Origin of the sequence: Streptomyces sp. H27-C3, assembly GCF_030063415.1 — a bacterium.
Lineage (GTDB): Bacteria > Actinomycetota > Actinomycetes > Streptomycetales > Streptomycetaceae > Streptomyces.
In genome coordinates, this window is record NZ_JASITA010000025.1 from 25,493 (window position 1) to 40,400 (window position 14,908).

Below are 14,908 nucleotides of genomic sequence, written 5' to 3' on the forward strand. Positions count from 1 at the left end.
GAGGAACAGTCATGGACAGGTTCACCGTCCACACCGGTACCGCGCTGCCGCTGCGCCGCAGCAATGTCGACACCGACCAGATCATCCCGGCCCGCTATGTGCCCTATTTCAGCTGGCAGGGCCACGCCAACGCGCTGTTCGCCGACTGGCGCGACGACCCGGACTTCCCGCTGAACCTGCCGCAGTACCAGGGCTCGACCGTGCTGCTCGCCGGAAACGACTTCGCCACCGGCTCCTCACGCGAGTCCGCGGTCTGGGCCCTGCAGCGCTTCGGCTTCCGGGCCGTCGTCGCACCCCGCTTCGGTGACATCTTCCGCGGCAACGCACTGATGCGCGGCCTGCTCACGGTCACGATGCCGACGGCGGTGGTCGAGCGGCTGTGGGCGCTGACCGAGCAGGATCCCTTCACCGCGATCACCGTCGACCTCGAAGCACTTGAGGTGCGCTGCGGAAAGCTCGTGCAGCCCTTCGCCCTCGACGAGGACGCCCGGCAGCGGCTGCTCGCCGGGCGCGACCCGATCGCCACGACGCTGGACGACTGCGCGGATGACATCACAGCCTACGAGCGGGGCCGCCGCGCCACTCTCCCGGCCACAACTGAATTCTCGTACACCAATGGCCCCAACGGCACCAACCGAACCAGCGAAACCAACGAAACGAAGGCACGAACGGACGGAACGTACTGCCCATGAACCTCTCCCAGTGCGTCGCCCTGGTCGCCATCGCCGACACCGGCAGTTTCACCCGGGCGGCAAAGGCTCTTTCGCTGAGTCAGTCCGCGGTGAGTCATGCGATCTCAAGTCTCGAAAAGACCTTGGGAGTCGCTCTGATGAAACGCAGCCGCAGCGGCGTGGAATTCACCGCGACCGGGCAGCGCATTCTCATTCATGCCCGCGCGATCGTGCTCGGTACGGAGCAGATTCGCCAGGAGGCCGAAGCCGCGCGCGCCGACCGGGCGGGGACCGTCCGGATCGGCACCAGCCAGAGCTTCGCCGCCCGGCTGCTCCCCCGGCTGCTGACCGGCGTGCGCGCTGCGCTCCCCGGCCTCAGGATCGTGCTCCGCGAGGGCACTGACCAGCAGATCGCCGAGTGGCTCGGCGGCTACGCGATCGATGTCGGCATCGTGTCCCTGCCCAAGCGGAACCTCAGCACGGTCCCGCTGCTTCAGGACGAGTTGTACGCCGTCCTGCCCCCGGACCATGCCCTGGCGGGGCAGCGCGACGTACGGGTGACGGAGCTGGTGGACGAGGTGTTCATTCTGCCCGTGGGCGGCATGGAGCCGATGCTGCGTACGGTCTTCGGGGTCGTCGGCACTGAGCCGCGGATCGGCTTCCGGGCCCACGACGTCAACGGGCTGCTCTCGATGGTCGCCGAGGGCCATGGCATCACGGTGGTACCGGCTCTCGCGCTGCCTTCCGTGCTGCCCCACCCGCAGCTTCGGGTCGTCCCCTTCGCGCCGTCGCTGTCGCGCCATCTCGGCATCGGCATCAGGACGGGCGCCCGCCGCTCCCCGGCCGTCGAGGCTCTGGTCTCCATGGCCCAGGCACTGGCCCGCGACGACACCTGGAGCCGGTCCTTCGACCGGGCTCCGGGCGCCGCCGCGGAGCCGCACGCGGGGCCCGAGAGTCCGCGTGCGCCTCACATACCGTGCACGCAGGGCGATCCGGGCAACGCTGCCGCGATCGCGCGCAGTTCCGGCAGGGCCACCGGCTCGCCGGGCTCCCACGGCGACCCGGCAGCGGGCGCGCCCCCCCGGGTCAGCGCGTGGTCGGCGATGGCGTCGGCGTCGTAGACGAAGTCGCTCCAGATCCCCGGCCGGCTGCTGCCCGCCTGCATGAACCAGCGGGTGTGCTCGGTCGGGATGCCCAGCACGTACAGCCCGGTGTCGGCCCGGCCGTCGCCGCCGATCGGGTGGTAGGGCGACCCGGTGACGGCCACCCCTCCAGTGTCGAAGGACTCCCCGCCGGAACCGTTGACGTAACTGGTCCAAATGCCCTGCTCACACAGCCTTCGGGTCAGCGCCGACGGATCCTGGCGCACATCGGGCGTGGGGATACGGGCGTCGAGGACGGTGTCCACGGCCACTCGCGATCCGTGGACCTGCGGTGAGTGGGTGACGAACCGGCCGGTGACCGGGTCCGGGGCGAATCGGGCGTCGGGGCCGACGATGCGCAGCACTCCGGCCGCGATCAGCGCGATGATCTGCTGCAGCCGGACCGCGGGGGGCCCGGCCGCCAGGAACGCGCTCCTGGGGACATACCAGCCGAGGAAGTCCTCGCGGTGCGAGCGCGGGTTGAGGCCGGAGTAGTCCACGAACGCGCGGATCACCCAGCGGGTGTCGCGCAGGACGTCCAGTGCCGCCTTGAGCGGCGAGTCGACGTTGCCCCGCGCGGCCTCGTCGAGGTCACCGCGCAGCAGGGCGACCAACTCCCTCTGGAAGGCCGCGTGGTCGGGGTAGGCACGGTCGGCGAAGGGCCTGGCCAGCCGGTCGAGGTCCAGAGGCGGCAGATCGTCCACCCCGTACCGGGCGGCGACGCCCGCCACATCGGGCAGCGCTGCCCCCATCGGGACGGCCAGTTCGGCGGTGAACGCCCCGGCCGCCGCCGCGCCGGAGCGGCGGCGGATCTCCGTGGCGTAGTAGACCAGGCTCATCTCGGCCCGGAGCCACGGCATGACGTCGGACCGGAAGTCGACAGGGCCTCCCTCCTGCCCGTGCCGTATCCGCTCCACTGTGAAGAGCACGGGACGGTAGGGGTTGGTGGCCGACTTCTGGTTGCGTCCCCGGGCGGGCAGCGGCATTCCGCTGCGCGAGCCCGCCACCAGCACCGGCTCGTCGCCGCTCGGCAGGTAGATCAGCCGGCCGTCGTCGTCCTCCTTGAAGCTGCCGCCGCGGCCGATGGTGAGCGCCGCCATGACGTCGTAGAAGGCCAGGCCGAGGCCCATAATGCCGACCTCGGTGCCGGCCGGGATGCCGGACAGCGGCATGTCGGCGGCCGAGTCGCCGCGTATGTAGCGCAGTTGTGAGCGGGTGGCGGCGAAATCGGCAAGGTCCCGCTGCTCGCCGGACGGTTCGGGCCTGGCGTGGCCGGTGGTGAGGACCACCTTGTCCACCGACAGCCGTGATCCGTCCGAGAGCCGCAGACGGTAGCCGTCGCCCGCGCGCGTCAGATCCTCGACCGAGAGCCGCAGCTCGTGCAGCCGGACGCGGGCCGGCAGTGCGGCCCGCGCGGCGCTCAGGACATACCGCATGTAGCGGCCGTAGACGGCGCGCGGCGCGTAGCTGTTGGGTCCCGGGTGGTCGGGGTCCGTGGCCCGCCACCACTCCCCGAAGGAGGGACCCGCGCCGGCCCGGTGCGGTCCGCCGTCCGGGACGCCTGAGAAGGCGGAGATCTCGTCGGCGACGGTATTCATCATGAACCACTCGGGCTGGTCGCTGCGCCAGATACGGCCGCAGCCGACCTCGGCCGGGTCGATGAGGTAGATCTCCACCGGCCGGTCCCCGACAGCCTTCGCCAGCCTCGCGGCGAGACGCTCGACCACGCTCAGACCACGCGGACCGCTCCCGACGACCGCGATGCGGTGCACGCCGACTGCGTCCAGGAGCCCCCTCACAACACTGTTCCCCACTCTGTCCCCCCGTTTAGCAATCCCGCGCGAAATCGCGCGGAAATGAAATGCAATTCCCCGATCCCTGAGCCTAGGCGCGGCTCTACCGGCGTTCAATAGCGATCAATGCATGCATTGCATCAATTCTGTTCATGTGTCGACCCGTCTCCACCCCATGGTGTTTACGGTGCCGCATCGGCGGGGATACGCTGCCCAATGGCGCTGAATTAAAGGCGTATTGACCGTCCAGGTTTGACCGTCCAGGTTTGACCGTCCAGGTTTGACCGTCCAGGTTTGACCGTCCAGGTTTGACCGTCCAGGTTTGACCGTCCAGGTTTGACCGTCCAGGGGGGACTCCGATGGAACGCCGTCCGGCACTTCTCGTACTCGACTTGATAAATGAAATCGTCCACCCGGACGGGAAATACGCGGCAGACGGATACTGCGAGCAGGTCGCCCGGCGCGGAGTCCTGGAACGGGCCGCCACCGCGATCGCGCGGGCCAGGACCGCCGGGGTCCCGGTGATCTATGTGGTGGTCGGGTTCTCCCCCGGGTACGCCGACTGGCCCGCTTCCTCGGAGCTGTTCGTTTCGGCGCGCGACGGTGACCGGGTGGTGCTCGGCACCTGGGGCACCCAGGTCCATGACGCCCTCAAGCCGGCCGGCGACGAGCCGGTGGTGGAGAAGCGCCGCATCAGCCCGTTCTTCGCTACGCACCTCGATGTGCTACTGCGCAATCTCGGCGTCAACACGCTGCTGCTGACCGGCGTCACCACCGAGCTCGTGGTCCTGTCGACAGCCCGTGACGGCCACGACCGGGACTACCGCGTCGAGGTTCTGGAGGACGCCACGGCGACCGACAGCCAGGAGACGCACGACGCCGCCCTGAAGGTGATCGCCCGCACCGCCACGGTCTCCACGGTCGAGCAGGCACTGCCCACCTGACCGGGCGACGGAGAAACGGACAGACGGAGATACAGAGAGACGGACGGGGTGAGATGAGCGTCGACCGGACCGGGACCATCGAGCTGCGCCTGCCCGTGCACCTCCCACCACAACCGTCCCAGCCGCCACCGGAACCGGAGGATCGGCGGCCCGGCGTACGGCCCGGACCTGGCCGGGAGGGACGCGCCGTCCGCAGGATGTCCCGCGACCGGGCGTTCTGGCTGGTCGGCGCGATCCTGATCCTGTTCCTGCTCTCCTCGTCGGCGCCCTCGCCCATGTACGTGCTGTACCAGCAGCGTTGGCATTTCTCGGCCACCGTGCTCACCGTCGTCTTCGGCATCTACGCCGTCGCGGTGCTCGTCGCGCTGCTGCTGTTCGGCTCGCTCTCGGACACCCTCGGGCGTCGCCGTGTGCTGCTCGTCGCGCTGGTGGGCGAGGTGGCGAGCATGGCGCTGTTCATCGGCGCCCGGGACGTGCTCTGGCTGCTCGCCGCGCGGGCGGTGCAGGGCGTCGCCGTCGGGCTGGCCACCGGCGCCACCGGTGCGGCCCTGATAGAGCTGGCTCCGCCCGCGGCGCCGTCCCGCGGCACCCTGCTCAACAGTGCGGGCCCGGTCGGCGGCATCGCTGTCGGCGCCCTCCTCGCGGGCCTACTCGTCCAGTTCGCGCCGGCGCCGACCGTGCTGACGTACGCGCTGCTGCTGGCCGCCTTCGCACTGGCCTGCTTCGGTGTCCTGGTGATGCCGGAAACGGCGCCGGGGCGGACCGGCGGCCTGCGGATCCGCCCCTCACGAATATCGGTCCCCGCCCCCGCCCGCCGTGCGTTCGCCCTGCTGTCACTGCCCCTGGTCGCGGTGTGGTCGGTCGGCGGGCTCTATCTCTCGCTCGGCCCGTCGCTGGCCGTCCAGCTTCTGCGCACCGACAATCTCCTGGTCGGCGGGCTGACGATCGCTCTGTTCGCCGGTGTGGCCACCGCCGGCCAGCTCGCGCTCGGCAGGTTCCCGCCGCTGCGTACGGCCGCGATCGGTGTGATCGCGACGCTGGCCGGTCTGGGGCTGCTGCACGCCGCCCTGGCGTCGGGCGGGGCCGCGCTTTTCTTCATCGGCACCGCGGCGCTCGGCCTCGGCTGGGGCACGGCCTTCCTCGGCGCGTTCCGCGCCCTGGCCGCACTCGCGGATCCGGCCCGCCGCTCCGAGTTGCTGGCCGCGGTCTATGTCGTGGTGTACCTGTCGATGACGGTCCCCGCCGTTGCCGCCGGGACGCTCGCCGGATCCTGGGGCCTGCACCGCACCGCCCTGGCGTTCATAACCGTGACGGCCGCGGTCTGCCTGGCCGCGCTCGCGGGTCTGGCCCGGGTGCAGGCCCAGGCCTGCGCGGCCCGGCGCCGCCACGCACGGCACGCCCGGCCCCGCCCGACGGGCCCCAAACACGCCCGCCGGAGGCACTGAACGGGCGGCCCATCAGGCGTCGACCGCCGAGGACTACGAGGCGTGCAGCCGGGTGCGCAGGAGCGGGATCGACATGGCGGGTAACCCTCAGCCGGTGTAGGGGGAGGCGGTCTTGGCGGTGCGCAGGGCGCGTGCCCACCAGGAGATCTGGTCGATCATCGACTTCGCCGCGGCGTCGCAGGCCGAGGGGTCGTTGTGCTTGCCGTCCTCGTCGAAGTGGCCCCACACGTTGTGGAAGCTGACGGTGTCGCGGACCGTCACGGTGTGCATCTCGGCGAAGACCTGGCGCAGTTGCTCGACGGCGCGCAGGCCGCCCGACATGCCGCCGTAGGAGACGAAGCCGACCGGTTTCGCGTGCCACTGCGTGCCGTGCCAGTCGATGAGGTTTTTCAGGGAGGCGGGGAAGGAATGGTTGTACTCGGGGGTGAGAACAACGAAGGCGTCGGCCGCCTCCAGCCGCGGCGAGACGGTTCCCAGAACGGCCGTCACCTCGTCGGACGGGTTGATGGACAAGGCGGTCGGCAGGTCGATGTCGGCCAGGTCGATCACATCGATGTCGAGGCCGACGTGCTCGGTGGCCCGGGAGACGAACCAGTCCGCGACGATGGGCGCGAAGCGGCCCTCGCGGTTGCTCGCGATGATGACAGCGAGCCGGACAGGGGCGCTGACCTGGGCGGATTCATTCGTGTTGAGGTCCATACGGAAAGAGTCATACTTCAACCATGGTTGAGGTCAAGCTATTCTGGCGGACATGACTCGACTCGCCTGGAACGCGGCTGCCTGTCGCTGAAGAAGTGCGCGCTGTCCAATCCGGGCGACGCATTGGCCGAGCGCGGCCCCGGCCCCCGGCGCCTGATCGAGGACTGAGCGGCCTCTACGGTGGGCGCATGACGACTCCTCCCGTGCCCTACATCGAGATCGACGGCCGGCTGCCCAGTGCCGAGGATCTTGTGGTCGCCGCCCTGTACGGCGGCTATGGACACTTCACCGCCATGCAGGTCAGGGACGGGCGGGTGCGTGGTCTCGCCCTGCATCTGGCCAGGCTCGACGCCAACACCGCCGAGGTGTTCGGCACCGGCCTGGACGGTGATCTCGTACGGGCACGGGTGCGGCACGCGCTCGACGGCGCGGGGACACGGGACGCGTCGGTGCGGGTGTACGTGCAGTGGGCGCCCGGCGCCGACGCCGCCACTCTGATGGTCACCGTCCGCGCCCCCATGACGATGTCCGAGGCTCCGCAGGCCCTGATGTCCGTCCCGTACGAGCGGCCCTTCGCGCACATCAAGCACCTGGGTGGCTTCGCCCAGACCCACTACGGTGCACTCGCGCGCCGCGCGGGCTTCGACGACGCGCTGCTGACCGGTCCCGGCGGGGTGGTGGTGGAGGGTGCGATCACCAATATCGGTTTCTACGACGGCACTTCGGTGACCTGGCCGGACGCCCCTGCGCTGTTGGGCATCACGATGGCCTTGGTGGAGCCCCGCCTCCCGGACGCGGGCCTGCCGTCGACGCGGGGCCCGGTGACATTGGACGGCCTGTCCTCGTACCGCGCCGCGTTCGTCACGAACTCGCAGGGGATCGCGCCGGTGCGGCGGATCGACGACACGGAGTTCACGGTGGACCCGCAGCTGATGAAGACCGTGGCGTCGGCGTACGACGCGGCACCGTGGGATCGCGTCTAGGACGGGCTCGATCTCCTTCCGCACGCCCGGTACGGGGAATGGGGTCCGGAGTCCGGGGCGGAGACCTGGTTCGAGAAGGGGCCGGGACGAGAGGGGTCGGTACGGGGGTCGGTACGGGCAACCCCTCGACCCCGTACCGACGGCCGCACCCGTCGCGACGATCCGCGCCCGCCCGTCACCCCGTGCCCGCCGTCACCCATTCAGCGCGTTCCGCGAGGCCGCCTTGGTGACCCCCCATCGCCACTCGCCTGACCTGCGGGAAGGTCGATTGCCCAGCGCGCCGCGCCGGGACGGGCCGGTGAATCTGACCTTCCATCAGCAGGCGCCGCGCGCCCGCGGCCCGTTATCTCGAAGGCAGAGGCACGTCCCACGTTCCCGGAGGATCCCCATGCGACCTGCCCAGCTGCTGACCGGCACCGCGCTGACAGCCGCCGTGACGCTCCTGTACGCAGGGCCGTCGTACGCGGGTGAGACCGGTTCGCTGGAGGTGTACCCGGCGAGCGTCGCGCCGGGCGCGAACGTCACCGTGAACACCACCGCCTGCGGTGTCGAAGGCGGCGGCACGGGGGACGCGAAGTCCCTGGGGGCGGGTGATTTCGACCTGTACCCCGGCACGCACAAGGAAGTCGTGATCGGTGAGTTCACCGTACCCGCGGGCACCCTGCCGGGGACCTACGGCATCGCGGTGGCCTGCGACAACGGCAAGACCGCCAACGGCGACCTCACTGTGACCGGCGGCGCCCCCCCTTCGCCGACGCACCCCGTCCAGCCCACGCATCCCACGGGCCACGTCAAGACCGGAGTCGGCGGCAGCGTGGGCCCCGACACCTCCCAGATCGCGGCGGGTGTGGCCGTGCTGGCCGCCACCGCCGTAGGCGGTACCTGGTTCCTGCGTCGCCGGGCGAGCGGCCCGCAGGACAGTTGAGGGCAGGCCTCCACCTCCCCAGTACCGCCGGTTTCCCCGTGCCCCCGCCCGACCAGCGTCAGCGGGGGCACGTGGGGTACCGCCCGCGAACCGACCCGACACCCCGCGGACCCGAGGGAACCTCCCATGACGGCTCAGCGCACGAAGGGTGGGCTCGTCGCCATCGCCGCCTTCACCGGGCTCTGGCTGGTCCAGCACGGCGCCGAGGAGCGGACCCCGCCCCAGCCGTCCCCTGCCGAGGCGTTCATCGCCGGAGGGGCACCCAAGAAGGTCCGCGAGGAACCGGCCGCGGCGCCGATGTCGCCGTCCGAGCCCGTACGGATCCGCATACCCGCGGTCAAGGCGGACGCCCCCGTGATGCGGCTTGGCCTGGCTCCCGACGGCAGCCTCGACGTACCGTCGGCCGACGACCGCAATGTCGCGGGCTGGTACAAGGACGGCACCCCGCCCGGCGCCCGGGGCACCGCGATCGTCGCCGGGCATGTGGACAGCGCGCGGGGCCCGGCCGTCTTCTACCATCTGGGCACGCTGAAGAAGGGCCACACCGTCGAGGTGACGCGCCGGGACGGACGTACCGCCGTGTTCACCATCTACGCCATAGAGGTCTACGACAACAAGGCCTTCCCCGACCAGCGGGTGTACGGCAGCTCGGAGCGCGCCGAACTGCGAGTGATCACCTGCGGCGGCGGCTTCTCACGGCAGGACGGCTATCAGGGCAACGTCGTGGCGTACGCCAATCTCACCCAGGTGCGCTGACCGGCGACCGGCCACGGTGACCGGTTGACCGGTCTCAGCCCGACCACTGGTCGAAGGCGAGCTTCGCGACCAGCGAGAAGACGACCACCAGCAGCACCCCGCGCACGAACTCGCTGCCCTTGCTGAGCGCCATCCGCGCCCCCAGCATCGCGCCCGCCAGGTTGAACACGGCCAGCACCGCGCCCAGCTGCCACAGCACCGTCCCCTGATAGGCGAACATCGCGAGCGCCCCCGCGTTGGTGCAGACGTTCACGATCTTGGCGGTGGCGGAGGCGGTGACCAGGTCGAGGTGGAGCACGGCGGTCAGCGCGAGCACCAGGAAGGTGCCGGTGCCGGGGCCGAAGACTCCGTCGTAGAAGCCAATGCCGCCGCCGACGAGGACGATCGCGGTGACGATACGGGCCCGGGTGACCGGGGCTTCGTCCTCGGCCTCATTGCGGCCGAAGGCCGGTCGCAGCAGGACGAAGGCCCCGACGGCGAACAGCGCCACCATGATCACCGGGCGCAGTACGGCGCTGCTGATCCCGGCGGCGAAAAACGCGCCGCACATGGAGCCCACCAGGGCCATGAGCCCGATCCGTACCGCCGTGCCCACCTGGACCGGCGCCCTGCGGACGTAGGTCACCGCCGCGCCCGATGTGCCGACGATGGCCACTGCCTTGTTGGTGCCGAGGATGTGCGCTGCGGGCACGTGCGGCAGGCCCAGCAGCAACGCCGGCAGGAGCAGTAGCCCGCCGCCGCCGACCACCGCGTCGATCCAGCCGGCCGCGGCCGCGGCGAGACAGAGGACGATGAGTACAGTCAGCGATATCTCGGGCATGATCGCGACCCTACGGTCGGCGGACCGTGCTCCAGTCCCTACCCCACCCCTGCGAGACCCCACCCCCCTGCACCTGCACCTGCGCTTTTGTGAGCACCTGCGGCTGGGACTGGTTTCTGCGTGGTCCATGCGTCCAGACTCCCGCCCACACGGGCGCGGATCGATCGTGCCCGAACGGATCCCGGAGGTTCGGTTTCCCGCACCTCACGGGATGGGTTTCGGTTTCCCGCACCTCACGGGATGGGTTTCGGTTTCCCGCACCTCACAGGATGGGTTTCGGTTTCCCGCACCTCACAGGCTGCGGCCCGCTGCGCTGAGGACAGCGTTCCGCGGGGGAAACGGGCGGGATGCCGCCGGGTAACACCCGGTCCGCACGCTGAGGCCATGAGTTCGGACATCGTGGTGATAGGCGGCGGCATGGCGGGCGCCCGGCTCGCCCGGCAACTGCCGGGCGCGACGGTCATCGGCGAGGAGACGCACGCCCCGTACAACCGGGTGCTGCTCGCCGAGGTCCTCGCCGGCCGGTACGGGCCGGAGGTCGCCGCGCTGCCGTCGGCGGAGGTGCGGCGCGGGGTGCGGGTGGTCCGCGTCGACCGCGCAGACCGGGTTGTGCAGTGCGACGACGGCAGTGTCGTGCCGTACTCGACCCTGGTCCTGGCCACCGGCTCGAACCCCGTACTGCCGCCCCTGCGCGGCCTCCCCCCGCGCGAACTCCCGGACGGTGTGCACCCCTTCCGCACCATGGACGACTGCCTGGCACTCGGTGCCGCCGTCCGTGAAGGCACCCGAGCCGTGGTCATCGGCGGCGGCCTTCTCGGCGTCTCGGCGGCCCGCGCCCTCGCGGCACGCGGCGCCCGGGTGGTGCTGGCCCAGCAGGGCGAGCGCCTGATGGAACGCCAGCTGGACCCGGCGGCGTCCGCCTTGCTCCGCGACCACATCGAGGCACTGGGCGTGGAGGTCCACACGGAGTGCCGGGTTCGCGGTCTGCACTCCGACGGCGGCGCGGTACGGGCCGTCGAGCTCGCCGACGGCTACGAACTCGCGGCCGAACTCGTGGTCCTCGCCTGCGGGGTGCGCCCCAGGGTCGGCCTCGCGCAGGCCGCCGGTCTCGACGTCCGGCGTGGCATCGTCGTGGACGATCAGCTGCGCACTTCGGACCCGCACATCCGCGCGGTCGGCGACTGCGCGGAGCACAACGGCACGGTGTACGGACTCGCCGGCCCGGCACTGGAACAGGCGGACGTCCTGGCCGCTCTACTGAAGGACGCGCCACTGAAGGACGCACCCGTGGCCGACGCACCGGCCGCCGGCGCCCCCACCAACGCCCCCGGCACGACGGCCGGAGCGACCCCTCAGCCCGGCCGGCCCACCCCCCACCCGCAGTCGTCGGACGGCACCGGCACCGGCACCGGCACCGACAGCGGCTCCGGCCCCCGCTACACCGGCACCCGCGCCCTGACCCGCCTCACCCTGAACGGTCACGGCCCCCTCGACCTCGCCACCTTCGGCGTGACGACCCCGCTGCCCGGCGACGACGTCGTTCGCCTCACCGACGCCACCCGAGGCGCGTACCGCAAGGTCGTCGTCCGCGGGGACCGCCTGATCGGCGGAATCCTGCTGGGCGACCTCGGCGCGGTCGGCGAGCTCGCCCGTACCTGGGAGGGCGACGAGCCGCTCCCCTCCTCCCCCCTGTTCCACCTGCTTGGAGGCTCCTGAGATGCCCACACCCACGATCGTGGTCGTCGGCCACGGGATGGTCGGCCAGCGATTCCTGGAGGCCCTCGCCGAGCGGGGAGTCACCGGGCGCGCGCGGATCGTCGTGCTGTGCGAGGAGCCGCGCCCCGCGTACGACCGCGTCCGGCTGACCTCGTACTTCGACGGCCGCACCCCCGGCGACCTCGCCCTGGCCGCGCCCGATTTCATGGACGCCCACGGCATCGAACTGCATCTGGACGACCCGGCGCACACCATCGACCGGGCGGCGCGCACGGTCACTTCGCGCGCCGGGCGCACGTTCACGTACGACACGCTGGTCCTCGCCACCGGTTCGTACCCCTTCGTGCCGCCCGTCCCCGGCAAGGACGCGGAGGGCTGCTTCGTCTACCGCACCATCGAGGACCTGCTGGCGATCGAGGAGTACGCGAAGACCTCGCGGACCGGAGCGGTGGTCGGCGGCGGGTTGCTCGGGCTCGAAGCGGCGGGGGCACTCAAGGGGCTCGGACTGACCACGCACATCGTGGAGTTCGCACCCCGGCTGATGCCCGTCCAGATCGACGAGGGCGGCGGGGCCGCCCTGCTGCGGACCATCGAGGGCATGGGTCTGAGCGTCCACGCGGGCGTGGGCACCCAGGAGGTGACCTGCGACGAACGCGGCGCGGTGAACGGTATGAAGCTCTCGGACGGCTCCGCGCTCGCCACCGACCTGGTGGTCTTCTCGGCGGGCGTACGCCCCCGGGACCAGCTCGCCCGCGACAGCGGCCTCACCGTGGGCGAGCGCGGCGGCATCACGGTCGACGAGCAGTGCCGCACCTCCGACCCGGCCGTCTTCGCGATCGGTGAGTGCGCGCTGGCGGCGGACGGCCGGGTGTACGGACTGGTGGCGCCCGGCTACGAGATGGCCGAGACGGCGGCCGAGACCATAGCGGGCCGCGAACGGGCCTTCACCGGCGCCGACCTGTCCACCAAGCTCAAGCTCCTCGGTGTGGACGTCGCGTCCTTCGGCGACGCGCACGGCAGCGCCGCAGGCTGCCTCGACGTCGTGTACTCGGACTCGCGCTCCGGTGTCTACAAGAAGCTCGTCGTCAGCCCCGACGGCATACTGCTCGGTGGTGTCCTGGTCGGCGACGCCGACACCTACGCCATGCTGCGTCCCCTCACCGGGACGGTGCCGCCCGTCGCACCCGAGTCGCTGGTCCTCCCGGCGGGCGTCGGCGTCCCCGCGGCCCTCGGCCCGTCCGCGCTGCCCGACGAGGCCGTCATCTGCAGCTGCCACAACGTCACCAAGGGCGCCATCCACGCTTCCGGCTGTACCACCGTCCCCGAAGTGAAGAAGTGCACGAAGGCGGGCACCGGCTGCGGCAGTTGCGTCAAGCTCATCGGACAGCTACTGCCCGAGAGCGAGGGGAGCAAGGGACTGTGCGGCTGTTTCGCCCACACCCGCAGCGAGCTGTACGAGATCGTCCGCACCCTGCGCATCACCTCCTACTCCCAGCTCCTCGACAGCCACGCGCGCGTGGAGGCGCAGGGCGGCGACGGCTGCGAGATCTGCAAGCCCACCGTCGCGTCGATCCTGGCGAGCCTGGCCCCGACCATCAACGTGGACGGGTACATCCTGGACGGCGAGCAGGCCGCACTCCAGGACACCAACGACCACTTCCTCGCGAACATCCAGCGCAACGGTTCGTACTCGATCGTGCCCCGCATCCCCGGCGGCGAGATCACCCCGGAGAAGCTCATCGTGATCGGGGAGGTGGGACGGGACTTCGGTCTCTATACGAAGATCACGGGCGGGCAGCGCATCGACCTGTTCGGCGCCCGGGTGGACCAGCTTCCGGCGATCTGGGCGCGGCTGGTCGACGCGGGCTTCGAGTCGGGACACGCCTACGGAAAGTCGTTGCGCACGGTCAAGTCCTGTGTGGGACAGAGCTGGTGCCGCTACGGCGTGCAGGACTCGGTCAAGATGGCCATCGACCTGGAGCTGCGCTACCGGGGCCTGCGCTCGCCGCACAAGCTCAAGTCCGCCGTCTCGGGCTGCGCGCGCGAGTGCGCGGAGGCGCGCGGCAAGGACTTCGGCATCATCGCCACCGCGAACGGCTGGAATCTGTACGTCGGCGGCAACGGCGGCGCCGACCCGCGCCACGCCGACCTGCTCGCCCAGGACCTGTCCGACGCCGAACTGGTGCGCCTGATCGACCGGTTCCTGATGTTCTACATCCGCACCGCCGACCGCCTGGAGCGAACCTCGGCCTGGCTGGAGCGGATCGAGGGCGGCCTGGACCACGTACGGGATGTCGTCGTCCACGACTCGCTCGGGCTGTGCGCGGAGCTGGAGTCCCTGATGGCTGCGCACGTCATCGGTTACCGCGACGAGTGGGCCGAGACCCTCAACGACCCGGATCGCCTGCGCCGCTTCGTCTCCTTCGTCAACGCCCCCGAGTCGCCCGATCCGTCCGTGGCGTTCATTCCGGAGCGCGACCAGGTCAAGCCGGACCCGGCACCTCTCCTGGCGGGCCCGGTGCTCGCCATCCGTACGCTCGAAGGGACACCCGCGTGATGAACGCCGAACCAGATCTCGGCCCCGACATCGGACCCAACCTCGGACTCGACCTGGAGCTGGACCTCGAACCTGACCTGGACCTGGACCTGGACATCGAACTCGAATTGGGCCAGGGCTGGTTGACGGTCTGCGCGCTGTCCGGCCTGACCCCCGGCCGCGGGGTCGCGGCGCTACTGCCCGACGGCCGCCAGGTCGCGGTCTTCCTGGACCGCGCGGGCACCCCGTACGCGATCGACAACCGTGACCCCTTCTCCGGCGCCTACGTCCTCTCCCGCGGCCTCCTCGGCGCCAGCCACGGCAGCCCGTTCGTCGCCTCCCCCCTCCTCAAGCAGCGCTTCGATCTGGCGACGGGACGCTGCCTGGACGACGACTCGGTGTCGGTCGGGACATTTCGGGTCCGACTGGCGGGACGAACCCCCACCCTTACTTGACCGCTCGTTCTGCAATCCCATAC

The 14,908-nt window shown here is 70.9% G+C and carries 12 protein-coding genes and 1 pseudogene; 10 read left to right on the plus strand and 3 right to left on the minus strand.

All coding sequences use genetic code 11. The features are described 5' to 3' along the window. Positions 1-11 precede the first annotated feature (11 nt). Both leuD and QMK30_RS23620 read left to right on the plus strand, forming a co-directional pair. A complete protein-coding gene (gene leuD, locus QMK30_RS23615; RefSeq protein WP_283520307.1) occupies positions 12-692 on the plus strand; it encodes a 3-isopropylmalate dehydratase small subunit in 681 nt (226 codons plus the stop codon). After that, positions 689-1,792 carry a LysR family transcriptional regulator gene (locus QMK30_RS23620; protein ID WP_502963209.1) on the plus strand — a complete coding sequence of 368 codons (1,104 nt, stop codon included), beginning with the start codon at positions 689-691 and terminating at the stop codon, positions 1,790-1,792. The genes leuD and QMK30_RS23620 overlap by 4 nt, the downstream gene beginning before the upstream one ends. Before the next feature lie 1,301 nt (positions 1,793-3,093). Here QMK30_RS23620 and QMK30_RS38905 read toward each other — a convergent pair. After that, positions 3,094-3,627: pseudogene (locus QMK30_RS38905) on the minus strand (FAD/NAD(P)-binding protein); the annotation flags it as partial. Between the two features lie 338 nt (positions 3,628-3,965). Between QMK30_RS38905 and QMK30_RS23630 the strand changes: the two are divergent. Beyond that, complete coding sequence (locus QMK30_RS23630) at positions 3,966-4,550, plus strand: cysteine hydrolase family protein (protein WP_283520309.1); 585 nt, start codon at positions 3,966-3,968, stop codon at positions 4,548-4,550. 53 nt (positions 4,551-4,603) lie between these two features. After that, a complete protein-coding gene (locus tag QMK30_RS23635) occupies positions 4,604-5,995 on the plus strand; it encodes an MFS transporter (protein ID WP_283520310.1) in 1,392 nt (463 codons plus the stop codon). Between the two features lie 87 nt (positions 5,996-6,082). Here QMK30_RS23635 and QMK30_RS23640 read toward each other — a convergent pair whose 3' ends face one another. Beyond that, positions 6,083-6,694 carry an NADPH-dependent FMN reductase gene (locus QMK30_RS23640; RefSeq protein ID WP_283520311.1) on the minus strand — a complete coding sequence of 204 codons (612 nt, stop codon included), beginning with the start codon at positions 6,692-6,694 and terminating at the stop codon, positions 6,083-6,085. Between the two features lie 188 nt (positions 6,695-6,882). Here QMK30_RS23640 and QMK30_RS23650 point away from each other — a divergent pair, with 188 nt between their 5' ends. The 3 genes from QMK30_RS23650 to QMK30_RS23660 all read left to right on the plus strand — a co-directional run bounded on the left by QMK30_RS23650 (position 6,883) and on the right by QMK30_RS23660 (position 9,358). Further along, positions 6,883-7,677, plus strand: coding sequence for an aminotransferase class IV family protein (locus tag QMK30_RS23650; RefSeq protein WP_283520312.1), 795 nt, complete (start codon positions 6,883-6,885; stop codon positions 7,675-7,677). Positions 7,678-8,065: 388 nt separating this feature from the next. Continuing rightward, positions 8,066-8,602 carry a GVDTG sorting domain-containing protein gene (locus QMK30_RS23655; protein WP_283520313.1) on the plus strand — a complete coding sequence of 179 codons (537 nt, stop codon included), beginning with the start codon at positions 8,066-8,068 and terminating at the stop codon, positions 8,600-8,602. Positions 8,603-8,728: 126 nt separating this feature from the next. Continuing rightward, positions 8,729-9,358, plus strand: a complete 630-nt coding sequence (locus QMK30_RS23660) for a class F sortase (protein WP_283520314.1) — start codon at positions 8,729-8,731, stop codon at positions 9,356-9,358. Between the two features lie 34 nt (positions 9,359-9,392). Here QMK30_RS23660 and QMK30_RS23665 read toward each other — a convergent pair whose 3' ends face one another. Further along, a complete protein-coding gene (locus tag QMK30_RS23665; RefSeq protein ID WP_283520315.1) occupies positions 9,393-10,178 on the minus strand; it encodes a TSUP family transporter in 786 nt (261 codons plus the stop codon). A gap of 384 nt (positions 10,179-10,562) precedes the next feature. Between QMK30_RS23665 and QMK30_RS23670 the strand changes: the two genes are divergently transcribed. Genes QMK30_RS23670 through nirD form a run of 3 tightly spaced genes read left to right on the plus strand, consistent with a single transcriptional unit; the run spans position 10,563 to position 14,885 of the window. Beyond that, positions 10,563-11,894 carry an NAD(P)/FAD-dependent oxidoreductase gene (locus QMK30_RS23670; RefSeq protein WP_283520316.1) on the plus strand — a complete coding sequence of 444 codons (1,332 nt, stop codon included), beginning with the start codon at positions 10,563-10,565 and terminating at the stop codon, positions 11,892-11,894. A 1-nt stretch (position 11,895) separates the two neighbouring features. Continuing rightward, complete coding sequence (gene nirB, locus QMK30_RS23675) at positions 11,896-14,451, plus strand: nitrite reductase large subunit NirB (protein WP_283520317.1); 2,556 nt, start codon at positions 11,896-11,898, stop codon at positions 14,449-14,451. Beyond that, positions 14,451-14,885, plus strand: coding sequence for a nitrite reductase small subunit NirD (gene nirD / locus QMK30_RS23680; RefSeq protein WP_502963210.1), 435 nt, complete (start codon positions 14,451-14,453; stop codon positions 14,883-14,885). The genes nirB and nirD overlap by 1 nt, the downstream gene beginning before the upstream one ends. The last annotated feature ends 23 nt before the right edge of the window (positions 14,886-14,908 follow it).